Annotated in this window: 27 protein-coding genes and 2 pseudogenes; 18 read left to right on the forward strand and 11 right to left on the reverse strand. The window is 41.7% G+C overall.

Features of this window, described 5'->3' with window-relative positions; genetic code table 11:
* Nucleotides 1–9: 9 nt before the first annotated feature.
* From JCM19038_RS06285 to amaP, 4 genes are all read right to left on the reverse strand, one after another.
* Complete coding sequence (locus JCM19038_RS06285; RefSeq protein WP_042415830.1) at nucleotides 10–822, reverse strand: hypothetical protein; 813 nt, start codon at nucleotides 820–822, stop codon at nucleotides 10–12.
* Between the two features lie 231 nt (nucleotides 823–1,053).
* Entirely contained in the window at nucleotides 1,054–1,536 is a 483-nt protein-coding gene (locus JCM19038_RS06290; RefSeq protein WP_042358881.1) for an Asp23/Gls24 family envelope stress response protein, read from the reverse strand.
* A gap of 30 nt (nucleotides 1,537–1,566) precedes the next feature.
* Nucleotides 1,567–1,779, reverse strand: coding sequence for a DUF2273 domain-containing protein (locus tag JCM19038_RS06295; protein WP_042415832.1), 213 nt, complete (start codon nucleotides 1,777–1,779; stop codon nucleotides 1,567–1,569).
* Nucleotides 1,780–1,792: 13 nt separating this feature from the next.
* Nucleotides 1,793–2,350 (reverse strand): alkaline shock response membrane anchor protein AmaP, encoded by a 558-nt coding sequence (gene amaP / locus JCM19038_RS06300; protein WP_042415835.1) that lies wholly within the window; start codon nucleotides 2,348–2,350, stop codon nucleotides 1,793–1,795.
* A 203-nt stretch (nucleotides 2,351–2,553) separates the two neighbouring features.
* Between amaP and JCM19038_RS06305 the strand changes: the two genes are divergently transcribed.
* The 5 genes from JCM19038_RS06305 to JCM19038_RS06325 all read left to right on the forward strand — a co-directional run bounded on the left by JCM19038_RS06305 (nucleotide 2,554) and on the right by JCM19038_RS06325 (nucleotide 7,648).
* Nucleotides 2,554–3,483 carry a manganese-dependent inorganic pyrophosphatase gene (locus tag JCM19038_RS06305; RefSeq protein ID WP_042415837.1) on the forward strand — a complete coding sequence of 310 codons (930 nt, stop codon included), beginning with the start codon at nucleotides 2,554–2,556 and terminating at the stop codon, nucleotides 3,481–3,483.
* Nucleotides 3,484–3,617: 134 nt separating this feature from the next.
* Entirely contained in the window at nucleotides 3,618–4,367 is a 750-nt protein-coding gene (locus tag JCM19038_RS06310) for a DeoR/GlpR family DNA-binding transcription regulator (protein ID WP_042415840.1), read from the forward strand.
* A complete protein-coding gene (pfkB, locus tag JCM19038_RS06315) occupies nucleotides 4,364–5,305 on the forward strand; it encodes a 1-phosphofructokinase (RefSeq protein ID WP_042415843.1) in 942 nt (313 codons plus the stop codon). Before JCM19038_RS06310 ends, pfkB begins: the two co-directional genes overlap by 4 nt.
* Complete coding sequence (locus JCM19038_RS06320) at nucleotides 5,292–7,184, forward strand: PTS fructose transporter subunit IIABC (RefSeq protein ID WP_042415845.1); 1,893 nt, start codon at nucleotides 5,292–5,294, stop codon at nucleotides 7,182–7,184. Before pfkB ends, JCM19038_RS06320 begins: the two co-directional genes overlap by 14 nt.
* Nucleotides 7,185–7,282: 98 nt before the next feature.
* The gene (locus JCM19038_RS06325) at nucleotides 7,283–7,648 is read left to right on the forward strand and encodes a hypothetical protein (protein ID WP_373902540.1); all 366 of its coding nucleotides are present in this window, start codon (nucleotides 7,283–7,285) and stop codon (nucleotides 7,646–7,648) included.
* 34 nt (nucleotides 7,649–7,682) lie between these two features.
* On the opposite strand, the gene JCM19038_RS22665 is transcribed toward JCM19038_RS06325, so the two are convergent.
* Entirely contained in the window at nucleotides 7,683–7,835 is a 153-nt protein-coding gene (locus JCM19038_RS22665; protein ID WP_193745059.1) for a hypothetical protein, read from the reverse strand.
* Between the two features lie 275 nt (nucleotides 7,836–8,110).
* On the opposite strand from JCM19038_RS22665, the gene JCM19038_RS06330 reads away from it, so the two are divergent.
* From JCM19038_RS06330 to JCM19038_RS06340, 3 genes are all read left to right on the forward strand, one after another.
* Nucleotides 8,111–8,341 (forward strand): DUF2642 domain-containing protein, encoded by a 231-nt coding sequence (locus JCM19038_RS06330; protein WP_052361147.1) that lies wholly within the window; start codon nucleotides 8,111–8,113, stop codon nucleotides 8,339–8,341.
* Nucleotides 8,316–8,564, forward strand: coding sequence for a DUF2642 domain-containing protein (locus JCM19038_RS06335; protein ID WP_042415847.1), 249 nt, complete (start codon nucleotides 8,316–8,318; stop codon nucleotides 8,562–8,564). The genes JCM19038_RS06330 and JCM19038_RS06335 overlap by 26 nt, the downstream gene beginning before the upstream one ends.
* Before the next feature lie 78 nt (nucleotides 8,565–8,642).
* Nucleotides 8,643–9,224: a GNAT family N-acetyltransferase gene (locus JCM19038_RS06340; protein ID WP_042415850.1), complete on the forward strand. Its 582-nt coding sequence runs from the start codon at nucleotides 8,643–8,645 to the stop codon at nucleotides 9,222–9,224.
* A gap of 29 nt (nucleotides 9,225–9,253) precedes the next feature.
* On the opposite strand, the gene JCM19038_RS06345 is transcribed toward JCM19038_RS06340, so the two are convergent.
* Nucleotides 9,254–9,808 carry a pyridoxamine 5'-phosphate oxidase family protein gene (locus JCM19038_RS06345; protein WP_042415851.1) on the reverse strand — a complete coding sequence of 185 codons (555 nt, stop codon included), beginning with the start codon at nucleotides 9,806–9,808 and terminating at the stop codon, nucleotides 9,254–9,256.
* Nucleotides 9,809–9,991: 183 nt separating this feature from the next.
* Between JCM19038_RS06345 and JCM19038_RS06350 the strand changes: the two genes are divergently transcribed.
* The 3 genes from JCM19038_RS06350 (at nucleotide 9,992) to JCM19038_RS06360 (ending at nucleotide 11,756) form a co-directional block, all read left to right on the forward strand.
* Complete coding sequence (locus JCM19038_RS06350) at nucleotides 9,992–10,888, forward strand: N-acetylmuramoyl-L-alanine amidase (protein ID WP_052361149.1); 897 nt, start codon at nucleotides 9,992–9,994, stop codon at nucleotides 10,886–10,888.
* A gap of 213 nt (nucleotides 10,889–11,101) precedes the next feature.
* Nucleotides 11,102–11,440: a multidrug efflux SMR transporter gene (locus JCM19038_RS06355; protein WP_042415853.1), complete on the forward strand. Its 339-nt coding sequence runs from the start codon at nucleotides 11,102–11,104 to the stop codon at nucleotides 11,438–11,440.
* A gap of 1 nt (nucleotide 11,441) precedes the next feature.
* Nucleotides 11,442–11,756 (forward strand): multidrug efflux SMR transporter, encoded by a 315-nt coding sequence (locus tag JCM19038_RS06360; protein WP_042415856.1) that lies wholly within the window; start codon nucleotides 11,442–11,444, stop codon nucleotides 11,754–11,756.
* Nucleotides 11,757–11,800: 44 nt separating this feature from the next.
* Here JCM19038_RS06360 and JCM19038_RS06365 read toward each other — a convergent pair whose 3' ends face one another.
* Entirely contained in the window at nucleotides 11,801–12,049 is a 249-nt protein-coding gene (locus JCM19038_RS06365) for a hypothetical protein (RefSeq protein ID WP_042415858.1), read from the reverse strand.
* 366 nt (nucleotides 12,050–12,415) lie between these two features.
* On the opposite strand from JCM19038_RS06365, the gene JCM19038_RS06370 reads away from it, so the two are divergent.
* Complete coding sequence (locus tag JCM19038_RS06370) at nucleotides 12,416–13,513, forward strand: CAP-associated domain-containing protein (RefSeq protein WP_238554323.1); 1,098 nt, start codon at nucleotides 12,416–12,418, stop codon at nucleotides 13,511–13,513.
* A gap of 39 nt (nucleotides 13,514–13,552) precedes the next feature.
* On the opposite strand, the gene JCM19038_RS06375 is transcribed toward JCM19038_RS06370, so the two are convergent.
* Nucleotides 13,553–14,398, reverse strand: a complete 846-nt coding sequence (locus JCM19038_RS06375; protein ID WP_042415861.1) for a VOC family protein — start codon at nucleotides 14,396–14,398, stop codon at nucleotides 13,553–13,555.
* Between the two features lie 121 nt (nucleotides 14,399–14,519).
* Nucleotides 14,520–15,448: pseudogene (locus JCM19038_RS06380) on the reverse strand (AEC family transporter).
* Nucleotides 15,449–15,599: 151 nt separating this feature from the next.
* Here JCM19038_RS06380 and JCM19038_RS06385 point away from each other — a divergent pair.
* The 6 genes from JCM19038_RS06385 (at nucleotide 15,600) to JCM19038_RS06400 (ending at nucleotide 19,910) form a co-directional block, all read left to right on the forward strand.
* Nucleotides 15,600–15,995 carry a VOC family protein gene (locus JCM19038_RS06385; protein WP_042415864.1) on the forward strand — a complete coding sequence of 132 codons (396 nt, stop codon included), beginning with the start codon at nucleotides 15,600–15,602 and terminating at the stop codon, nucleotides 15,993–15,995.
* Between the two features lie 154 nt (nucleotides 15,996–16,149).
* On the forward strand, nucleotides 16,150–16,749 hold the full coding sequence (locus JCM19038_RS24290; protein WP_255343351.1) for a hypothetical protein: 600 nt from the start codon (nucleotides 16,150–16,152) through the stop codon (nucleotides 16,747–16,749).
* On the forward strand, nucleotides 16,698–17,540 hold the full coding sequence (locus JCM19038_RS06390; protein ID WP_255343352.1) for a glutamine synthetase family protein: 843 nt from the start codon (nucleotides 16,698–16,700) through the stop codon (nucleotides 17,538–17,540). Before JCM19038_RS24290 ends, JCM19038_RS06390 begins: the two co-directional genes overlap by 52 nt.
* Before the next feature lie 19 nt (nucleotides 17,541–17,559).
* Nucleotides 17,560–17,763, forward strand: a complete 204-nt coding sequence (locus JCM19038_RS20445; protein WP_052361150.1) for a hypothetical protein — start codon at nucleotides 17,560–17,562, stop codon at nucleotides 17,761–17,763.
* Nucleotides 17,764–17,765: 2 nt separating this feature from the next.
* Complete coding sequence (locus JCM19038_RS06395; RefSeq protein ID WP_081831651.1) at nucleotides 17,766–18,833, forward strand: M20 family metallopeptidase; 1,068 nt, start codon at nucleotides 17,766–17,768, stop codon at nucleotides 18,831–18,833.
* Between the two features lie 57 nt (nucleotides 18,834–18,890).
* On the forward strand, nucleotides 18,891–19,910 hold the full coding sequence (locus tag JCM19038_RS06400) for an iron-containing alcohol dehydrogenase family protein (protein ID WP_202963042.1): 1,020 nt from the start codon (nucleotides 18,891–18,893) through the stop codon (nucleotides 19,908–19,910).
* A gap of 17 nt (nucleotides 19,911–19,927) precedes the next feature.
* Here JCM19038_RS06400 and JCM19038_RS06405 read toward each other — a convergent pair whose 3' ends face one another.
* Both JCM19038_RS06405 and JCM19038_RS06410 read right to left on the reverse strand, forming a co-directional pair.
* Nucleotides 19,928–20,518, reverse strand: coding sequence for a hypothetical protein (locus JCM19038_RS06405; protein ID WP_042415867.1), 591 nt, complete (start codon nucleotides 20,516–20,518; stop codon nucleotides 19,928–19,930).
* Nucleotides 20,519–20,533: 15 nt separating this feature from the next.
* Nucleotides 20,534–21,978: pseudogene (locus tag JCM19038_RS06410) on the reverse strand (sodium:solute symporter).
* Nucleotides 21,979–21,988: the final 10 nt, after the last annotated feature.

Raw genomic sequence — 21,988 nt, forward strand, 5'->3', positions numbered from 1 at the left:
ATCCTTTATTTAATAACCTTGTACAGCTAAACTGACTTCTACAGCTTTTTTCCAAATCTGATGAAAGTCTTGTACAGATTCAAATCGCTCTGTCGAGTCTTTACTCATGGCGCGTTTCGCTACCTTGTGCATCGGACTACCCGCTAAGTTCTGATCTTTCCCTAATACAGAGAAGGCTATTGCACCCATACGGTATACGTTTGTTCGCGTATTTAGCTTCGTGTTTAATGTTAATTCTTCTGGGCTAACAAAAGGGGATGAAGGAAGGACATTTTCCATCTTGTTTATGTGCTCGTTTTTTTCATAATGATCGATGTTGACGATTTTTAATCGTTTGTTCGTCTCGTCAAAAATCATACTCGCATTGTTAAAGCCAATGGCTACAAAGCTCTTCTGTTCTACTTTCTCGTGAAAAGTAAAGATCGTTTCGAGCATCTGTAAACGTTCTTGTAGCTCTAGATGTTCAAAAGGGTAGCGCCAAAGGTTTTCACCTTCTATCCATTCATACTCAAGCATATAGCCCGGGCCTACATCTTCATGGTGTGTTAACTTAACGAGAGATGGGTGTTTTAGGAACTCATAGCGAAGTTTTGCCTTTTCTAGCTGTTCAACAGCGTCTTCGGGTTTGCCAAAGTAGAGCGCTGTCTTTGCTCCTGCATATTTAATATATCGTTTTACACCGTTACGATTAATACCGAAACAGAGGTAACCATCGTTTTTGTCTGGATATACAGCAAAAACCTTTCCAAATTTCTTGATCCAACGGAAATCATGCTTTTCATGTAAATGAAAGCGAACATCGTCAACGACATGTTCTATCATAGAATAAACCTCCATATTGATGCGTTTACCAAAATGTAACATAGTTAACGACGTAACATTAGGTGCAGAGGAGCTATTTTTATTGGCCAACTATAGTCGTAGGAATGATTAGTAAAGGAGACTTTGTATATAGACGCGTAGGGTCTAACATAGAGACGACATGTTGATCTCTACATGCTATTAAAAAAAGCCCAAAAGAAGGTGGGAACACCTTCTTTTGGGCTTTCATGATTATTCGACGCGATCTGTCGTAGAGGTTTGGTTGCTGCGGTTTTCTTTCTCCTCGTATTCTTTGCGTGTGAGTACATCTTCAACGTGCATATTAAATTCAATAACTTCAAGTCCAGTCATTTCTCGAATGGCGTTACTTACATTGTCTTGTACGGTTTGATAGATGGTTGGAATGCTCTTGCCGTATTCAATAATAACATCAATATCGAGGGCGACTTGCTTTTCTCCAACTTCAGCAGAGATGCCCTTTGAAATGTTCTGTGTAGCACCAAATCGTTCAGATAAACCTTCAAAAACGCTCCCACTCATTCCAAGAATACCGTCGGTTTGTCTAGTTGCGATTGCGGTTACCTTCTTAATCACTTCGTCATCAAATGTTAGCTTGAATCGGTTCACTTCTTGAAGTTCCTGCTCTCGTTGTTCTTGAACTTTGATACTTTCCTTCTTAGGTTCAGTTCTTTCAGTTTTCGTTGCTTCAGCCATGGACAATCTCTCCTTTATTAGAATTAAAGATTAACGTCTGCGTTGAAATAATGCATTTACATACCCAGCAACATCGATGTCTCCATCAAACCATTTTCCGAGTATGTAACCGACAAATAAGAAGATGAAAACGGTTATTGCGACTGAGAGTCCTACAAAAAAGTAAAGTAAGCTAAACAGAATTGCGGCAAAAATGCCGATGATTCGTCCTCTATACCGAGCGAATACTTCCTTATTGTCCATATTCCCTCCCTCCTTAAACTACTCGTTGTTTTTGACTATTGTCAGGCTCAGGTTCCTTAATGTTCACTTGGACCGTGGAGACAGCAACTTCTAAGAAGTGTTCAACATCTTCCTTTACTGCACGTTGCACTTTAGATGCTAGTTGTTGAATAGGCTCATTTCCGATGACTGAAAAACTGATCGCAATCTCGAGCGATTCTTCTTCTGAGTGAATACGAGAGCGTATTGTAATCGCCCGAATTCCTTCAAAACGTTTGACCGAACGATAGATTGTAGAATCAATGGTTTGTTGTGAAATCGACAATGTCCCGTTTTGCGTACGAACATCTAGTTGTCCCCGAGAACGTGGAGGTCCACCTATTCTAAAGCTGCTAAAGAACAAGATTAAGTTAACGAGAGCAATGAAAGAAAGAATACCGATTAATACCCAGAACAACTCTGCTGTATTGGGCCATAATTCGATTTGTAGCATGACGCTGTACACATCAAAAATTGATAGAAGTACTGCTGTGACAAGTAGTAGAGTTAAGAAACTGTTTAGCCCAATTATGAATTGGGTGAAACGATTCATGGCTTCACCTCCGTTATTCTATATATACCCCGGACGCCAACTCTGAAACTTGAATTGTATAAACTCTCATGCTTTTTACCTAGGTGAGGTGGAAGAAGTTTTATAAATTCATTTGAATGGTTACTACAAAAAATGTTATTCTCAAAGGTGTGAACAAATCGATGAATGATCTTATATAGAGATAAAACTAGGAGGTTCTACCATTGTCAAAAGCTATTGTTACGGGACATCGTAATCCAGATACAGATTCCATTACTTCTGCGATTGCTTATGCATATTTTAAGCAGCAAAGAGGTGCTGATGCGATTGCCGTTCGACTTGGAGAGATTAATAAAGAAACGGAATATGCATTAACGCAATTTAATACGGAAGCCCCAGTGCTTGCTTCAGATGATGTGGTTGAAGGACGAGAAGAAGTCATTCTCGTGGATCATAATGAATTCCAACAAAGCATTGAGAATATCGAGCGTTTTAAGATTACTGAAGTGATCGACCACCATCGAATCGCGAACTTTGAAACGATGGACCCGCTCTATTATCGTGCTGAGCCTGTTGGCTGTACAGCGACAATTCTTCTTAAAATCTTCAAAGAACATCAAATAGAGATTCCAAAGAATATTGCAGGTCTTATGTTATCGGCAATCATTTCTGATTCTCTCTTATTCAAATCACCTACGTGTACAGATGAAGATATTGATGCGGCAGAAGAGTTAGCTCAACTTGCGGATGTTGATGCACAAGAATATGGTCTAAACATGCTAAAAGCCGGCGCAGATCTTAGTGAGAAGACCGTGAATGAACTCGTTACACTTGATGCAAAGGAATTTGAAGTCGGGGTTCACCGTTTAGAAATCGCTCAAGTTAATACGGTTGATGTTAAAGATGTCCTCAAGCAGAAGGCTGCAATTGAAGAGCGATTAGATGTAATCGTTCAAGAAAAAGGATTGAAAATTTTCTTGTTCGTCATTACAGATATTCTGAACAACGATTCAACGATTCTTGCCTCAGGTACGGATCTTGATAAAGTAGAGCGTGCGTTTGAGACGAAGCTGGATGACAATTGTGCATTATTAAAAGGAGTCGTATCCCGTAAAAAGCAAATCGCTCCTGTTCTTATGAAAGAATTCTCATAAACGAAGAAAAGTATCAGCTTAAGCTGGTACTTTTTTTGTTGAAAGAAATTGAATGTTTATGAATGAAATTGATTGACTGTGAATAGTTTTGATTATAAACTGTTTGTAAGCGGTTTCTAAAAGAAGGTGAAATGATGTTATCAATTAAGCGAAAAGAAGCGATTTTAGAAGTTATAAAGAAACAGGATGTTGTTACAATCCAGCAATTAATTGATGCAGTAGGCGCATCCGAATCAACAATTCGACGTGACTTAATTGAATTAGAGAAAGAAGAACAGTTAACACGTGTTCATGGTGGTGCTTCATTGCAAAAACGTCGTCATGACGAGCCGAGCATGATTGAAAAGACGACACGTAACAAAGAAGAGAAGCAAGGAATTGCGATGTATGCAGCAAAGGCAGTGCAACCAGGCTCGTGTATTTACCTTGATGCAGGGTCTACAACGTATGAAATGATTCCGTATTTAGCTGATCGCGATCTTCTTGTCGTTACGAATGGAATCCAACACGTTCAAACGTTAATGGAATATGGAATTGAGACGTACATCATTGGCGGAAAAGTAAAGCCACAAACTGGCGCTTTAGTTGGAACGAAAGCGGTGGAAAGTTTGCGTTTCTATCGATTTGATTATGCATTTCTCGGAATGAACGGGGTTGCGCTAGATGGGTACACCACACCTGATCCTGAGGAAGCAAATGTCAAACAAACAGCAATGGACAATAGCGCAACATCCTTTGTTTTAGCAGATCATACGAAGTTTGATCAAGTTTCGTTTGCATATGTTCAAGCGGTTGAACAAGCAATTATCATCACGTCACCGAATACGGATCAGAGTAAGGTGAAATCGTTAGAGAAATTAACGACAATCGAGGTGAGTTCATGATTTATACAGTGACGTTAAATCCCGCCATTGATTACATCGTGAACGTCACAAACTTCGAAACGGCTCGTTTGAATCGATCAGAGGCTGATGATAAGCAACCTGGTGGGAAAGGAATTAACGTATCGAGAGTATTGCAAAGGTTAGGCATTGCATCTACGGCGACAGGCTTTGTTGGAGGGTTTACTGGTGAGTACATTCGAAGTGTACTCACGAGTGAAGGCATAGCGGAACGTTTCGTGTCAGTAGATGGCGATACGAGACTCAATATAAAATTAAAGACACTTGAAGAGACAGAAATTAATGGACGTTCTCCGGTAATTACTCAGAAAGATCTTGCCAATCTAGAAGTCTTATTACTAGGGTTAACCAAAGAGGATACCGTTGTTTTTGCAGGCAGTGTACCTGAATCTGTTGATCAGTCTATCTATCATAAATGGATTAAGTTATTAAGTGAACGAGGGGTACGGTGTTATTTAGACGCAAACGGCTCTTCATTAAAGGAAGCGTTAGCGGCGAAGCCGTACTTTGTGAAACCCAATCATCATGAGCTTTCAGAATTGTACAATCGTTCGATTGTAAGTTTAGAAGATGTTTATCAATATGGTTCACTGCTCAAACAAGAATACAACATTCCACACGTAATCGTTTCAATGGCAAGTCGGGGAGCATTATATTTTGCAGAGGATCAACGCGTATACCACTATCAGCCACCTCGTGGAAACGTCTTAAACTCCGTAGGCGCAGGAGATTCAGTAGTAGCTGGTTTTATTTATGCAAAGCACGTGAATGATGGCGATTTAGACGCTGTACGCTTTGCTGTTGCTTGTGGTTCAGCAAGTGCATTTCAAATGGGGTTTTGTAATAAACAAGATGTGTTGGAGATGTATCGTAAAACGACAATGAAGAATTGGGAGGAATGTCGTCATGAGGATTACTGAGCTACTTAAGCAAACGACAATTGTTCTTGATGTGAATAGCCAGTCCAAGCAAGAGGTCATTGAAGAATTGATTCAGACGTTGAATGACGCTGGGGCAATTGAAGATACGGATTTGTTTAAAGAAGCGATTCTTCAACGTGAACGCGAAGGTTCAACAGGCATTGGTGAAGGTGTTGCTATTCCTCATGCGAAAAGCAAAGCGGTGACATCGCCTGCGATTGCTTTTGGTCGATCTTCTGCTGGCATCGATTACGATTCATTAGATGGTCAACCTGCACATTTGTTTTTCATGATTGCAGCGAGTGAAGGTGCTCACAGTGATCATTTACAAACGTTATCTCGTCTTGCTTCACTATTAATGGATGCAGAGTTCCGTGATTCACTTTTGCATGCGAGTAGTGAGGAAGAAATTCTATCCATGATTGATGCACAAGATCATGATGAATCTAATCATGATGAAAAGGTAACAGAAGATGCTCCGCAAATCGTTGCGGTTACAGGTTGCCCTACAGGCATTGCGCATACGTATATGGCAGCAGACGGTTTAAAGGATGAGGCGAAACGACAAGGCATTACGATCAAAGTTGAAACCAATGGATCGGACGGGGTACGCAATTCCTTAACAGCTGAGGATATTGAGCAGGCTAGTGCAGTCATCATTGCTGCAGATACGAAAATCGAAAAAGATCGTTTTCATGGAAAACGTCTCATTGAGGCCCCCGTTGCAGCGGGGATTCGAAAGCCAAACGAATTACTTAAGAAAGCGTTACATCAAGATGCACCCGTATATTACCGGTCCGATCATCGAAATGACCAAGCTGAATCGGGCGGCTCAGCGAATAAAAAAACAGGCTTTGGATTTTACCGCCACCTAATGAACGGTGTTTCGAATATGCTCCCGTTTGTCGTAGGTGGAGGAATTCTTATTGCATTATCGTTTTTATTTGGAATTAATGCAGCGGACCCTAATGACCCAAGTTATCATCCGATTGCGGAAGCTTTAAGTTCAATTGGTGGCGATCATGCATTTGGACTGATGGTAGCCGTACTAGCAGGATTCATTGCGATGAGCATCGCGGATCGACCTGGATTTGCTCCAGGTATGATTGGTGGGTTCATGGCGACAACTGGGGATGCAGGTTTTTTAGGAGGCTTGATTGCAGGTTTTCTTGCGGGGTATGTCATTTTAGGATTGCGTAAGTTATTCCAGAAGTTACCTTCAACGTTCGATGGCATTAAAACGATTCTACTTTATCCGTTGTTTGGGATTCTTATTGTAGGAATGATCATGCATTTCGTCTTAATTGATCCGTTAAATGCGTTTAATTCCGTATTAGAGAATTGGCTGAACAACATGCAGACAGGTAATATTGTTATCCTCGGCATTATTCTTGGCGGAATGATGGCCGTTGATATGGGAGGTCCAGTAAACAAAGCAGCGTTTACGTTTGGAATTGCGATGATTGACGCTGGCCAGTTCGGGCCACACGCGGCGATTATGGCAGGGGGAATGGTGCCACCTCTTGGAATTGCACTCGCAACGACACTGTTTAAAGGCAAATTTACACAAGAGCAACGGGACGCAGGGAAAACGAATTATATACTCGGTTCGTTTTTCGTCACAGAAGGGGCGATTCCATTTGCAGCTGCTGATCCTGGTCGGGTCATTCCATCAATTATCGTCGGTTCATCAATTGCAGGTGGTTTATCGATGCTCTTTAATGTGACACTTATGGCCGGTCACGGGGGCGTGCTTACGATGTTAACTCCAGCGGTAACGAATACCCTTTTGTATGCAGTTGCCATTATCATCGGAGCAGTGGTGAGCGGTTTGATGATTGGGTTTTGGAAGAAAACAACGCCAGCAGCACATGTCTAATTGTTAGACTCTAGACACATCAACAGAACCGTCTGTTGTGCGTCCCTCAAGGAGCCATGCTACACTGAGTAGAGAATAGGTTAGAGGGGGCAATTGTGTTGAAAGAGAACGTAAAGCCATTACTCGTAATGTCTGCTTTGTTTGGTATTCTCGGCGTATTTATGGGTGGCCATCTTGCAGGAGCTGGAGATTATTCATTACGCGCGGTGCACGCACATGCACTTGTCGTTGGGTGGTTGTCTCTATTTAGTTGGGGCATCTATTATCAAATCTTCGGATCACAAGGCTGGTTATCAAAGGTCCATACGTGGACAGCGATTATCGGAACGACTGGTTTAGTCATCGGCATGTGGGTGTACAACACAGTCGGTTCAACACTTACGATGATTTCATTTATTATCGGCGGTACAATCTTAATGATTAGTTATATACTGTTTCTTTTCATCGTTATCAAGCAAAAATAACAAGCAGGAATTCCTGCTTGTTATTTTTTTTTGATTAATATTCTTTGAGTACAAGCTCGAGTAAGTCAATTTGTTCATCGATCGCTGTAATTGGAGTTGTCATTTGGAGATTCTTTAGGGCGGCTGCTTGTTGGCGTAAACGCTCTAATTCACGGGTCATTAGAAAACGTTCCTCTGCATCTAGCATAATCAAGCACCTTTTTTCTTATGGAAGTAGTTGACCTATCTATAGTGTACCCATGAATAGTAGACAAAAAACGTTAAGGATTATGAATCTCAAATTCTTCTTCATTTATGGCTTCACAGCTTTTTTAAACAAACGTTTTATTAAATCTAGAGTTTATCTTAGTAGGCGTATGTGGTTTCTTAAGAAAACGGGCATTAAATTAGGTTGTACTACAGTCGAAAGCAGTGCAGTTGAATCTACTATGTAAGAGCGTTAATGAAAAGGAGGACTGTGCTGTGATTATTATTAATTTTTGGAGACGTTGGCTCAACTGGTTGTGTAAAGGCTCGTTTCGTCGTTTATTAAAACGTTTAAAAGAACAAAGTGTTGAAGTAACAACGCCATTTGGGGTGACATCAGGCACGTTAGTTGCTGTACGAAAAGACTATATAGTCGTCATTGAAAATAGTGAACGACAAGTGTTAATTGCAATCCGAAAAATTGAAACGATCCAGAGCGTTTCATAAAAGGAGGGAAGAAGATGTTTTTTTATCGATTAAAAAAGAACTTTACTCAAAGTTAGGTACCCGTATTGAAGTAACGACAGATAACAACTTTATTGAAGGCATGCTTATTACTGTCACGAGCGAATATATTGGACTAGAAGTGAACGATGGTTATGGAAGTGGCGATGTCATTTATGTTCGTTTACGTGAAATTAATCAAGTGTGGGATCAATCGTTCGTGTGATAGAATGAATAGCAAGTTGAGGGAGCGTGAGAAATGCATTTCGCTCCTTTCTTATTTTTCTAAAGGAGGGTGTCAAAGTTGAATCCGATTATGATTGAATTTCCTGATGAGATCTATACAGAACGATTGTACATAAGAGCACCACGTTTTGGTGACGGGAAAGTTGTGTATGAGGCATTAAAGCACTCGCATGAAGCGCTAAAACTGTGGATGCCATTCGCTCAAGAAGTGCCAATAATGGAAAAAGTCGAAGAGGAAGTTCGTCAAGCACATGTGAGATTTTTAACGAGGGAAGATCTACGATTGCATATTTTCCATCGTGAAAATGGTCAGTTTGTAGGATCTACAGGATTACATCGAATCAATTGGAATGTGAGACGATTTGAAATTGGTTATTGGGTTGATCAACGTCACGAGCGGCAAGGATATATCACTGAAGCGGTCCAAGGCATTACAACGTTTGCTTTTCAGGAGTTAAAGGCGAATCGCATCGAGATTCGCTGTGATGAATTGAACCGAAAAAGCCGCGCTGTTCCAGAACGTTTAGGGTTTACGCTAGAAGGAGTTTTACAAAACGACGATGTTGCTCTTCATAAAACGGATGAATTAAGAAATACGTGTATCTACGCAAACATTTCAAATGAGAAACACGCAGAATAAAGCGAGTCGAAACAACTCTTCGACTCGCTTTATTCTGTCGCTTCGTCTTTATGTATTCGTCGGCCAGGATAAAAGGCAATGGCTTCGTCGAGGGGATTAGCTTTAGCCGTTATCGTTTGTGGATCGATGCGATAGACAGCAGTGGAAGCACCTACAGAAGATCGATAGTTTTGCACGTGTGATTTACGAACCGCTCGCTCGTAATACCCTGGTACGTATTTATCAATCATCATTTGCATCGCTTGAGTAGCCTCATCAAGATCTGTGACTTCTTCAATCTCTCCAAAAATCATCACGCTCATATAAGCCGTATCGGTCTTGGCAGGAACTGGATCGACCATCGTGCCGTACTCCTCACAAATTGAAAAGCATGCTTGATTGTTTTCTTTTATAATACGAACCTTTTTCCCTTCGTTCGCACCATGGAAATACAGTTGGTCATTATAATAAGCATAATTCAGCGGTACTACGTAAGGAACATCACCGTCAGTTACTCCTAAATGTCCAATTCGTGCTTTTGTAATGAACGTCTTGACTTGTGTTTGATCAGAAACGGTTAGTTTTTCGTTGCGAATCGCATTCATGTCAAAGGAAGCCCCCTTCATTTCTGTTAGTGCCTCTAGTGTATGCTGCCTCTGGTCGTATACAAAGGGGCAGAACGTTAAAAAGTCTTAGTGCCAGATCATAAAAAATGAGCGAATGCCCTATGACACTAGCACGTACAGCAAATGACATTTAGCGTACAGTAATCAAGAGGAGGTTTTCTTATGCCCAGAATTTTTATTGATCCAGGACACGGAGGTCATGATCCAGGGGCGCAAGGAAACGGTTTGCGTGAAAAGGATCTCGTCTTACAAATTGGATTGAAAGTGCGGGACCTTTTAAGACAAGACTATGAAAATGTCCAAGTGAGTATGAGCCGTACGAACGATACGTTTATTGCTTTGAATGAACGAGCAAGGTTAGCTGTTGCATGGGGAGCGGATGCCTTTGTCTCCATTCATTTGAATGCACATAATGGTTCTTCAAATGGAACAGAAACGTTTATGCATTCGAGCTCAAACCTTCCGGGTCTACGAAATCACTTGCAACAAAATATATTACGTGAGATTAGAGCGTTCGGAAGTGTAACAGATCGAGGGTTAAAGTCTGCGAACTTTGCAGTGTTACGTGGCACATATCAACACATGAGAACTGCGTTAACCGAGTCATTGTTTGTTGATAGTCAGCGAGATGCTGCTTTATTAAAAAGACCAGAAGTGATTGATGCCATTGCGAGAGGGCATGTACTAGGCATTGCTGCAGAATTCCAATTAGTGAAACGTTCGAACCCTAATGGCAAACCGATTGAAGAGGGGTTGATGATTGTGAGAGCGGAAGATTTCCAATGGGCTTCAGGAAAAGAACGCTTCGAAACGGTATTACGTCGTTTTGGAAATCAACGAGAGCAAGAAGCCTACCAGAACAACACATTGAATGTTAGTGATGCGATGGGGGTACTTGCAAAAGCAATTCTTGCACAACCGAGTCAAACCGTACCAGAAACTCATCGCGACGCTTGGGAAGAATTAACGAACCGTGGGATTTTTAATGGCCAGAATCCTAATCATCCATTAACGAGAGCGCAGCAAGCAACCGTTATAAAGCGTCTTGAAGAAGAGTAAGTATAAAAGGAGAATGAGCAAATCATTCAGCTCGTTCTCTTACTTTTAAAGTCGGTGACGGGAGTTGACAGTAGTTTATCTTTGAGGTATGCTAGATATGAATGACATTCAGTCACTGATTAAATGTAACCAGTTGCCTAAGCTGTTTTAAACGGTTTTTTATTTATTATAAAAATGACTGACAGTCATTCATTTCTAAAGGGGGAATATCAAATGAGTAAATCTTGGATGTATGTCATCTTAACATGTATCTTTGAGTTGCTTTGGGTGTTTGGGTTTAATGTGGCAAGTGAATGGTGGCATTGGGCCATTATCATTCCAATCATTATCGTAGATTTTTACTTTTTAGCTAAAGCGTGTGAAGGATTACCGACAGGAACGGTTTATGCAATTTTCGCAGCAGCGGGAACTGTAGGTACAGCACTTATGGATCTATTTATATTCGGTGGTGCGTTTAGCTTATTAAAAGGATTGTTTATGGGGTTGCTCGTTATTGGGGTCATTGCGTTGAAGCTTGCAGATCAAAGTTCTGAAGCAGAAGGGGTGGCGTAACATGGGTTGGTTATACGTAAGTATTGCAGCTATGCTTGAAGTGGCTGGAGTTATAGGATTAAAGAAGTTTAGTTCGAACAAAACCTTTCAAAATGCCTTGCTATTCTTCGGCGGGTTTGGCGGCTCATTTATCTTCTTATATGCATCATTTAACTATTTACAGATGAGTGTCGCTTATGCCGTGTGGATTGGCATTGGTACGGCAGCGGCAGTCATTGTAAATATGGCGTTCTTTAATGAATCAAAAAGCATGGGGAGAATCATAAGTGTTGTGATCATCGTCATTGGAGTGACAGGCTTAAAGGCTGTTTCTTAGAAACGTTAACACAAAGAATGACAGTAAGTCCGCTGAAGTTACTGTCATTCTTCATTGACGGTTAAGGCTGCCAACATAATGTGGCGGTAAGGAATGATATGAAATCGGTCGCCATCGTCGATAATGACGACTTGATCAGTATTGTTACAATCGATCACCTTTCCAGTAACCGTTTGTTTCACGCCATCATAATAGGTCAATTTCGTATCGACCTGTTGCGCTCTTCCGCTAACAAGCGTTTTAGCAATGATTCTCCATTCCTTTGCGCTTACTTTAGGCTCTGCATATAACACCAAACCACCTCCGGATGGACGTCTTCGTTCTTCATTATATACGAACGTATGTTCTTTATCAAGTGAATGTAGGAGTACTTATGAAAAGTTGTAACGATTTGTAGGGAAGAGTCCTGTTCTCAAACTGGTCAACGGTTATTTCTCCAATCTCCTTTATAGTGTTTCCTTTACATCCACTTGCTAGTCATTGAAACGGTGTCTTTTTCAAAGATTCTAGATGAAAAAGTAAAACCCTTTCGATGTAGGGAATCGATTTTACAAGATGTGTCACTTAATTTTTTGTCCATCGTATTTTAAAATAAATAGAGTAAGGCTACGATGTAAGATACGACGTCAGGATGTATGGAGCGTGTTGCATTGAATAAAATGCTAAGTACCGCAATTCTTTGTATGAGTGTGCTAACTAGCAATTTAATCGCTACATCGACACAAGAGGATGAGTCGATATGGCAACGGCTAGATGCGGTCATTGAATCATGGATCGGTGAGTTGAACTTGTATGAAGCGATGGAATCATTTAATGACTGGTTAACGACGATTTTGCCGTTTGATATTGAACCGGAGGAACAGGAACTAACGGAGCCTAGCCTTCCTGAATTAGATGAGCCAGGTACTCAACAATTTGCCATTCATAATATCGAACTTGGTGATGTAAGAGACGATGTGCAAGCAGAGGTAGGGGAAGGTCAGCGTGCAACGTTAAATGAGTATGGTGTTGATTGGGAAGCCTATCATGAAGATTATCATCAATTCATCATGGTTTCTTACGACGAGCAAGATCAAGTGAGAGCGCTGTTCACGAACCAAGAACTTGTCACTTCGGAATTTGGGATTGAACACGGAAGTTCGAGACAAAGTGTCCAAGATGCGTTAGGTGAACCGCTTGAAGTGATGACAAAGGGGCTCATGCGTTATCAGATTAATAGTAACGGTGAATACGATGTTTATGAACTTGACGGATCCTATGTCACAATTTTTTATGATCAACATCAAGATCAGACTGTAACAGCTATCCAGATTATTGATGAAAGCTTAGAACAACAAAGAAGTGAGTTCTATGCGGATGAAAGCCAAGAGCTAATCGAAGGCTTCGAGTACCAGCTGTTTGACTTAACGAATGCTGCCCGAGTGCAACATGGGCTAAGTGTGCTAACGTGGAGTGAGGAAGTACGGTTTACGGCTCGGGAACATAGTGAGGATATGGCTCAGAATGGGTATTTTGATCACAATAATCAAGCGGGACAAACGCCATTTGATCGAATGGAGGAAGATAACATTTCCTTCACACGAGCTGGTGAGAATCTTGCGTACGGTCAAGCGAGTAGTATTTTTGCACACGAAGGGTTGATGAACTCTCTCGGTCACCGGGAAAATATTGTAGAATCTCAGTTTGAACGGTTAGGTGTTGGCGTTGCGATAAACGAAGACAATCAACCGTATTTTACTGAGAAGTTCTATCGATAATTTAGAAACGTACACCGTCCTTTGACGGTGTGCGTTTTTTTAAGATGGAACGTGCAGGAGGAATTGGTTGTTAGAAGGATCAGCAACCATAAAATCATCACTTACCGTAACCTGTAATCGTTGTAGACGTGTGATCATGTCCTGGCGTGTTTGTTCATTAGGAAGGGTAAGTGTGTAAAATCGAAGCCCAGCACTGTGAGAGCTTGGCGGCTTCGCACCAACGCCATTCCAGACATTTAAGCCTAGATGGTGATGGTACCCATTGTCAGAAATAAAAAGTGCTTGGTTCGAGAAACGAGAGACTACGTCTAGCCCTAATCCTTCGGTGTAAAAGGTTTCCGTTTCTGGCAAGTTGGCAACGTGTAAGTGAAGGTGGCCCATCACCGTGTTAGAAGGAACAGCGCTCCAAGTAGAGGCTTCTACATCTTCGATTAAATCATCGAAATCAAGTGGATCAACTGTCATATGGACGAGACCGTCGTTCCACGTCCAGTCTTTTGCATCTCGATCTGCATAAATCTCAATACCATTTCCGTCAGGGTCATTAAAATAAATTGCTTCGCTAACGAGATGATCAGAGGAAGCAATCGGCAAACCAATGCGTTGAAAGTGTTGAACAATGTGTGCAAGGTCTTTGCGAGTCGGAAGTAATAAAGCGAAATGATACAAGCCAGTCGTTCGAGACTCTTTGGGCTGTGCATCGGTAGGCTGATAAAGGTCGAGAAGAGGAGTTTTTCCGTTTGCGCTTAGTTGCGCAACGTTGTCTTGTCGATTTAGCGTATGTAATCCGATAACCTTCTCATAAAACGAGAGTGAACGATCAAGGTTTGTTACATTTAAGGATACGTGTGAAACGTGAATCGTAGCTTCATTATGAAAGTTCATGTTTAGGCCCCTTTTCTAGTAGCTGGTAAGTCATGCTGACATTAATCATTGTTGCAAGTGGATTGTGAAGATCTGGCAGACAAGTCTTTGATTTATTGTTCACCAATTGGCATATGAGTAATCAAAAAAGTATGGTTGAAAGATAGATCGTAAACGTTACAGTCAAAATACTTAGTAACGTGGAATAGAGTACAATTTGAGCATGGAGCTCAGGCTCGACGTTATACTCTAAAGCAAGTGATGATGTATTCCTTGACGTTGGGAACGAGCTTGCAATAAATAAAGACTGAGCAATCACGCCGCTAATTCCAAGAATGGAAATAAGTAAAAAGCCAATAACAGGACCGGCAATCAGCTCCCTAAGAGTGCCCATGTGATGACGCGATGGAAATAACGTATGGAAATTGCAGATAATTGTGCGCCAAGCAGCAAAAGTGCGAGTGCAACAAATCCATTTGCAAGGTGTTCAATAGGAACCATTAGAAAATTAGGAAGAGTAACGTTCAAATATTGCAGGAATAACCCTAATAGTACGGCATAAATTACAGGCATTCTTATAAAGGCCTTCAAAATTTCTAAAAGTGATTTGGAAGCAGCGAGTAGATTGTATAAACCGTACGAATAGGTCATAATATTTTGAAAGACGAGCACGAAAATTTGAACGGTGATTCCAATTGGCTGTCCGCTAAAGACGAGCTGACTGACTGGAAGTCCGTAGTTGCCCGAATTCATGAGCGTAATACTGTTGTTTAAAGCGGCTTTCTCTCCTGCTTTTAAGTGTAGCAGTTTCGATAATAGTTGACTAAGCATAACTGTTATGAGTGAAAAAAGAAGTAAATAGACGATCATTTGCGTCAGTAACTGTGCATCAAGTTCAACGAGGTAAAGGTTTAGAAAAACAGCAGCCGGCATTAAACAATACGTAAGCAACTTGGATAAGTGTGATAAGTTCATGGAAAACTTCTTCTGAAGAAAAGCACCGATCAGCACAAGCAGTAAAATCGGCAAGATGACAGATGTATGATAGAAAAAAACATAGAAGCCCCCCAGTCATTCGTTACATAAACTTAGTATACCGAATTAGTATTCATTGGTGTAATGCGTGTTTATCATAGCACCTAATAAAGTATACTTATAAATAAGCGGATGAAGGTGATGTGCGTTAATCTGAATTATTTATCGAGAGAGGAAGGTGTTTGACATGAAAAAAGCAACACCGTTCTTAATGTTTCAAGGTGGGGTCGCAGAACGAGCGATGAATCAGTATGTGGATTGCTTTGATGATGCAGAAATTCAAACGATTACACGTTACGGTTCAGATCAACCCGCTCGAGAAGGTACAGTCATGCAAGCGACGTTTCGTATTAAAGATCAAGAGTTTATGTGTATTGATAGTGACATCTCTCACGGGTTTGATTTTACACCGTCGTTTTCCATTTATATCACATGTGAATCTCTAGAAGAGTTTGATCAACTGTACAATAAGTTGAGTGAAGATGGGTTTACGATGATGCCTCCAGACAACTATGGGTTCAGCACGAGATTTGCTTGGTTGAATGATCGGTTTGGTGTCTCGTGGCAATTGAATGTAACGTAAGGTAAAACCTGTAGTGAACGAAAAGGGTCGTTTACTACAGGTTTTTTGTGAAGCTAAATTGAAAGATTATTTAAATAATTAGAGGTTGTCTCCTATTCTATGAAGAACTACTAGAAAAGCATAAAGGTGCTAAAAAACGAGGAGGCGTTAATCTTTGAATAACGTAGATGTAGCAGGTACATATGGTCCTATCGACCGGCAACAATTATTTGAAATGATGAAAACGGGTGAGCTGGATACATTGATCGTTGGCTTTGTTGACATTCAGGGGAGGTTAATGGGGAAGCGATTAACTGCAGACTATTGTTTAGAGACCGAATTGGTGCACGGCTCCAAGTTTTGTACGTACTTACTCGGTACGGACCTTGATTTGAATACGATTGAAGGGTACTCCTATATGAGTTGGGAGACAGGTTATGGGGATTGGATTGCAGAACCTGATTGGGCAACGTTAAATGTATTGCCTTGGCAAGAGAAGACGGCATTAGTGTTTGCAGATGTGATTAACGAAGAACATAAAGATGTGCCAATCTCACCACGGTCAATTTTGAAAAAGCAAATTGAACGGGCAAATGATAAAGGTCTGTTCCCAAAAATGGTGAGTGAACTAGAGTTTTATTTGTTTAACGAAAGTTTGAGTCAGCGTTTAAGAAAGACTATCGAGATTTACAAGTTGCCGGTCAATTTAATGAAGATTACAGTTTGCTCCAGGGCTCGAAGAATGAACCGTTTTATCGTCACATTCGTAACATGATGACAAAAGCAGGGGTTCCGATTGAATCGTCAAAAGGTGAAGCCCATATTGGGCAACACGAAATTAATCTAAAGTATGGGGATGCGTTAACATCTGCTGACCGTCATATTCTTTTGAAGCACGGAATGAAAGAGATGGCTATTCAACAAGACTATGCACTAACCTTTATGGCGAAACCGCATCATGACTGGACAGGCTCAAGCGGCCATATTCATTTGAGTTTGAGTGATGAGTCGGGCAACACGAATTACTTCTATGATGAACATGAAACGAATGGAATGTCCGAAACGATGCAACATTTTTTAGCTGGAATTCTAGCGTATACGAAAGATTTTTCGTTGTTTTATGCGCCTTATGTCAATTCATACAAACGGTTCGTCCCTGATAGTTGGGCGCCTACGAATATCGTCTGGAGTAAAGACAACCGCTCGTCTGGTTACCGCATTGTCGGAGAAGGCAAAGGTATGCGTATTGAGAATCGAATTCCAGGTGCCGATTTTAACCCGTACTTGGCGTATTCAGCAATGCTAGGTGCTGGACTGAAGGGTCTTGAGCAGAAATTGCCATTAAGTAAAGAGCATATTGGCAATGCATATCAATCGGAAGAAGTTCCCCGAATCCCTGCTACTTTGTATGAAGCGATTGATTGTTGGAAGAACAGTACCGTCGTTCATGAAGTATTAGGTGAAGATGTTACTTTGCATTATTTACACACAGCCGTTGTTGAGCAAGAACAACATAACAGATATGTATCTGAATTTGAGATTAAGCGAAACTTTGAACAATGTTAGTAGACGAGAGGATGTGGTGATGATCCTAGAGCTAAATGAGGACTTAAAGGACGAACTGATCTTAATTAGGCGTCACCTTCATCAGTTTCCTGAGTTGAGTTTCAAAGAAATTGAGACGTCAAGCTATGTTTGTGAGGTGCTAAATCGCTACGACATTCCCTATGAAACGTTCGGCACCGGCGTCGTGGCGACGATTCACGCAAGAAGCCGGGTAAAACGTTAGCAATCCGTGCTGATCTCGATGCACTGCCAATACAAGAAGAAACTGGATTGCCATACAGATCACAACATAAAGATGTGATGCACGCCTGTGGACACGATATTCATGCGACTGTCGTTTTAGGTAGTGCAATTGTGTTACAAGGATTAAGAGAACAGATGTCTGGAACAATCAAGTTTCTTTTCCAACCAGCAGAAGAAATTCTAGAAGGGGCAAAATCGCTCATTGCTGCTGGTGTGTTAAGCAGCCCTGAAGTCGATGCGCTTATGGGTGTGCATACGTGGCCAGATTTACCCGTAGGAACTGTTGGTTTAAAGCGAGGTGCCATGACGGCGGCTTCAGATTTTATCACCATTGAAGTGAAGGGAAAGTCCGGTCATGCTGCTCACCCTGAAGATACTGTTGATCCAATCGTCATTGCCGGTCATCTGTTATCGGCATTGCAAACGATTGTATCAAGAGAACTTTCTCCTTTAAGACCAGCGGTATTGACAATTGGGAGAATTAACGGAGGACAAGCGCCAAATAGTATTCCTGAACGAGTGGAGTTGTCTGGAATGATTCGCTCGCTTGATGAAGAGAGTCGAGCTAAGATTATTCGATCAACGAAGCGGATTTGTGAACATACGGCAAAAACGTTTAATGGTCGTGCATCGGTAGAAGTGAAGCAAGCGACATCAACAGTGAGTAACGATCCAGAAATGACCGAACATTTTTTTGATTGCGCGACGCGCGTTTTAGGAAAAGAACGGGTAGTACGACTTGAAGAGCCCTCACTTGGTAGTGAAGATTTTGCTTATTATTTGGCGGAAAAACCAGGTGTGTTTTTCGCCTTGGAACGAATGTTGAACACAATGAAAATACGAAACAATCGTTACATAGTTCACGGATTGAATTTGGTGAAGGGGCGATTTTTACAGGTGTTCAAGTCATCAGTTCCTTCGCGCTTTCGTTTGGAAATGAAAAGCATGATGAGCCAGAAAGGTTGTGAAAATAATGGAGAAGATACATGCATTTACGAACCATCTTCCTGTACAGGTCGCGTTTGGGGAAGACAAAATTCAAGAGCTTGAGAAGATCATAACGACGAATGGCTGGGAGCGTACGTTCATCTTAATTGATCGGGGCTCATGGAAATCATTCCGCAAGTTGCTGAAGCGACACGGAACTTACATGCAGTCATCTCTGAGAAAGAACCAGGTGAACCGACCATTTCAAACGTTGAAGACGTTGCACAACAATTAAAAGCTTCCGGAGCGGATGTGATCGTTGCAATCGGTGGTGGCTCGGTGATGGATAGTGCAAAAGCTGCGCGCTTAGTCGTCTCACAAGATCAATCGTTACGGACGTTTATACAGTCAGAACAAACAGTGCGAAACCCAGAGATCGCACTCATTACCGTTCCTACAACAGCGGGAACCGGTTCTGAAGTTTCAGGAGGAGCGGTGATTACTGACGAGGATCGTGATGTGAAAGTTGGCATTGCGGACTCCTTATTGCGTGCACAACATGCGATTGTTGATCCGGTACTTACGTACAATTTACCAAGAACGATTACCGCTTATACAGGAATTGATGCAGTGGCGCAAGCGATTGCCGCAGTCATGTCTAACGTGAGAACACCCATTGGGAATGCCATTGCTCTTGAGGCGATTCGTCTTGCGAGTGACGCGTTAATTAAAGTTGTTGCAGATGGCACCGACTATGAAGCTCGTTCAAATATGGCTTGTGCGAGCTTGATGGCAGGACTGTCGATGAACATTGCAAATTGCACAGCTGAACACTCCATCGGGCAAGCACTTGGTGGAATGTATCATTTGCCACACGGTTTGACGATCGGTCTCGTATTAGCAGAAACGATGGAACGTGAGCGAAAGCACATTCCTGAATTAATGGAACGAATTGCCGATGCCCTTGGGGCTGAAGAAGATGGAAGTCAGGATGGTACGCGTGCTGTCCGTGCCGTTCGTGAACTTTTAAGTCGAATTGAGATTCCGACGTTAAGAGAAGTTGGGGCAAGGGTTGAAGACCTTGAGCGTTTAGCGGAACAGGCGATGGACGATTATTTCATTACGATGGCGCCAGTGCCGTGGACAAAAGAAGAAGTGATTCAAGTGTTTGAAAAGCTGTATGAATTAGAAAAGCGATAAACGTAAACAGCCCATCCTTAAGGATTGGGCTGTTTACGTTTATCGTTGAGTAACCAACTGTCTTCTTCCCATAAATTAGAAAGGAATTCTTCAGACTCACCGGTGTTTGCATTCAAATAGAATGTTTTGTCACGAAGTTCGGTTGTAATTGTATATTCCCACATAGGAAGGTACGATAAGAAAACTTCGCGAATTTCATGTTTTGGTTTCTTTAGTAAATATTTTTTATTTATTTGAGATTGTAAGTCTTGAATATAAGGCAGTAGTTGATCTTCAGATTGTAAAATGGGTCGTGCAACTAGACCGTCACTGTTCACCGATTGAAAGGGTGGGACATTCGTAAACAACCCCCGGTACCCTGAAACGGCATCGACAAAGCCCATGTTAGGGGTAATCCTTGGAGGAAAAGGTTTGCGTTCGGCAATGACAAGCATTTTTGCGACCCACATCGGATGATAGATTTTCTTTTTTGAAACGATTCTTTGTTCTAGCTCATTCATGGTTACTTTACGTTTCAGCCATTTACGGCCTTGTTTAAGCAGTGGTTTTGTCAGGTCCGGGTTGTCATTGGCATCACCAATAATCCGAATTGAAGTCTTGGTAGTCATAGAATCCTCTTTCTTTTACAATACGTCTTTTACGTTTGTGTGATTGCGTTCGACTTCTTGTTGAATTTCTTTAGAAGGTGGTTCAGTGAGTAAGCTTACGACAACCATAAAAACGAGAGAGACTGGAGCAGCAATAATCGGTTCAGCGACTAAAGCAAACGGTTGTGTGATTACGAGTACTAAGAATGTAATAGACCCGCTAAGCATACCCGCTAATGCCCCCGCTTTATTCGCGCGTTTCCACCAAATTCCAAGAACGATTGGAAAACCGAAGGCAGATAATAGACCCCCACCGACCCAACCGACCATAATCGCGATTAATTGCGGGGGATCGAGGCAATTACGATTCCAATGATTGAGGCGACAAACATCACGACTAAACCGAGCCGGGTGACGGTTTTCTCTCTTGCTTCTTTATTAATGAAACCTTTGTAAATATCTTGAGCAACTCCAGCTGAAATGGCGAGAAGCATCGCGTCTGCCGAAGACATAATCGCACTAATCAGGGCAGCAAACATAATACCAGCAAGAATTGGCGGTAAGTAGTATTCAACAACAGATATAAAGATCATATCCGAGTTGTCGAGGGAACCAATCATGTCTAAGTTAGCACCTGCAGATGCAATGACGAAGCCGAATACGAATACACTCGCATACAAGAAGCAAGCACCCATTGCAGAACGTCTTGCGGTTCGAGCGTCTTTGGAAGCAAAGTTCCGCATAACCGCAGAGGGTGATACAACGCCAAACCATAGAAAAGCAATAAATAGTCCGAAATACGATAACCACGGTTGAGTAACTTCACCGAACTCAGGGTCCACAGCGAGAGCTGCTGATAATAAATTGCCGATACCGTCATGTTCAAAGAGAATGACAATGGCAAGGATTGCAAGGCCAACGAGAATGATCATCCCTTGAATCAAATCGGTATATGTAATGGCCCACATGCCACCAAGAGCTGCATAAATTGTAAACCCTAATCCAAGAACAATGACCGCAGTTGCGTAATCAATGCCAAGAACGTAACTGCCGATTAATCCAGAGGCCGTCAGTTGAGGGACCATATAAAATGTCATACCAATCACGACAATTAATGCAGCAAGAATGGAGACGCTCATTCCATACCGCTTCAAAAAGAACTCGGGTACAGTTCGAACACCAGATCGTCGGATTTGTCCAGAGACAAGAAAGAGCGTGAAAGGTAATGTACAAGTTACACCAAACCCGTAAACGAATAGGAAGGGAAGTCCCATCTCTACACCAGAACCGACCGCGCCCATTAATGAACTGGCACTTGTGAGTGCAGCGAACAAAGCAATGGCACCAACAAAACTATTAATGTTCCGTCCAGCTGTCCAGTAGTCGTCTTCTGACTTTAGCGCCCGTTTTGAAAAGTAAAAGCCCATGACAATCATAACAATAAGAAAGATTCCAATAATGATGGATTCAGTGACTTGCATAGGTCCACCC

This window comes from Geomicrobium sp. JCM 19038 (genome assembly GCF_000698125.1).
Taxonomy (GTDB): Bacteria; Bacillota; Bacilli; order Bacillales; family Marinococcaceae; genus Geomicrobium_A.

Coding starts and splice junctions, on each gene's coding strand:
- JCM19038_RS06400 (WP_202963042.1), top strand. CDS start 18,891: ATGGAAATCATTCCGCAAGTTGCTGAAGCGACACGGAACTTACATGCA.
- JCM19038_RS06285 (WP_042415830.1), bottom strand. CDS start 822: ATGATAGAACATGTCGTTGACGATGTTCGCTTTCATTTACATGAAAAG.
- amaP (WP_042415835.1), bottom strand. CDS start 2,350: ATGAATCGTTTCACCCAATTCATAATTGGGCTAAACAGTTTCTTAACT.
- JCM19038_RS06360 (WP_042415856.1), top strand. CDS start 11,442: ATGGGTTGGTTATACGTAAGTATTGCAGCTATGCTTGAAGTGGCTGGA.
- JCM19038_RS06405 (WP_042415867.1), bottom strand. CDS start 20,518: ATGACTACCAAGACTTCAATTCGGATTATTGGTGATGCCAATGACAAC.
- JCM19038_RS06355 (WP_042415853.1), top strand. CDS start 11,102: ATGAGTAAATCTTGGATGTATGTCATCTTAACATGTATCTTTGAGTTG.
- JCM19038_RS06385 (WP_042415864.1), top strand. CDS start 15,600: ATGAAAAAAGCAACACCGTTCTTAATGTTTCAAGGTGGGGTCGCAGAA.
- JCM19038_RS06350 (WP_052361149.1), top strand. CDS start 9,992: ATGCCCAGAATTTTTATTGATCCAGGACACGGAGGTCATGATCCAGGG.
- JCM19038_RS22665 (WP_193745059.1), bottom strand. CDS start 7,835: ATGCTAGATGCAGAGGAACGTTTTCTAATGACCCGTGAATTAGAGCGT.
- pfkB (WP_042415843.1), top strand. CDS start 4,364: ATGATTTATACAGTGACGTTAAATCCCGCCATTGATTACATCGTGAAC.
- JCM19038_RS06375 (WP_042415861.1), bottom strand. CDS start 14,398: ATGAACTTTCATAATGAAGCTACGATTCACGTTTCACACGTATCCTTA.
- JCM19038_RS06295 (WP_042415832.1), bottom strand. CDS start 1,779: ATGGACAATAAGGAAGTATTCGCTCGGTATAGAGGACGAATCATCGGC.
- JCM19038_RS06370 (WP_238554323.1), top strand. CDS start 12,416: ATGCTAAGTACCGCAATTCTTTGTATGAGTGTGCTAACTAGCAATTTA.
- JCM19038_RS06310 (WP_042415840.1), top strand. CDS start 3,618: ATGTTATCAATTAAGCGAAAAGAAGCGATTTTAGAAGTTATAAAGAAA.
- JCM19038_RS20445 (WP_052361150.1), top strand. CDS start 17,560: ATGATCCTAGAGCTAAATGAGGACTTAAAGGACGAACTGATCTTAATT.
- JCM19038_RS06320 (WP_042415845.1), top strand. CDS start 5,292: ATGAGGATTACTGAGCTACTTAAGCAAACGACAATTGTTCTTGATGTG.
- JCM19038_RS06345 (WP_042415851.1), bottom strand. CDS start 9,808: ATGAATGCGATTCGCAACGAAAAACTAACCGTTTCTGATCAAACACAA.
- JCM19038_RS06290 (WP_042358881.1), bottom strand. CDS start 1,536: ATGGCTGAAGCAACGAAAACTGAAAGAACTGAACCTAAGAAGGAAAGT.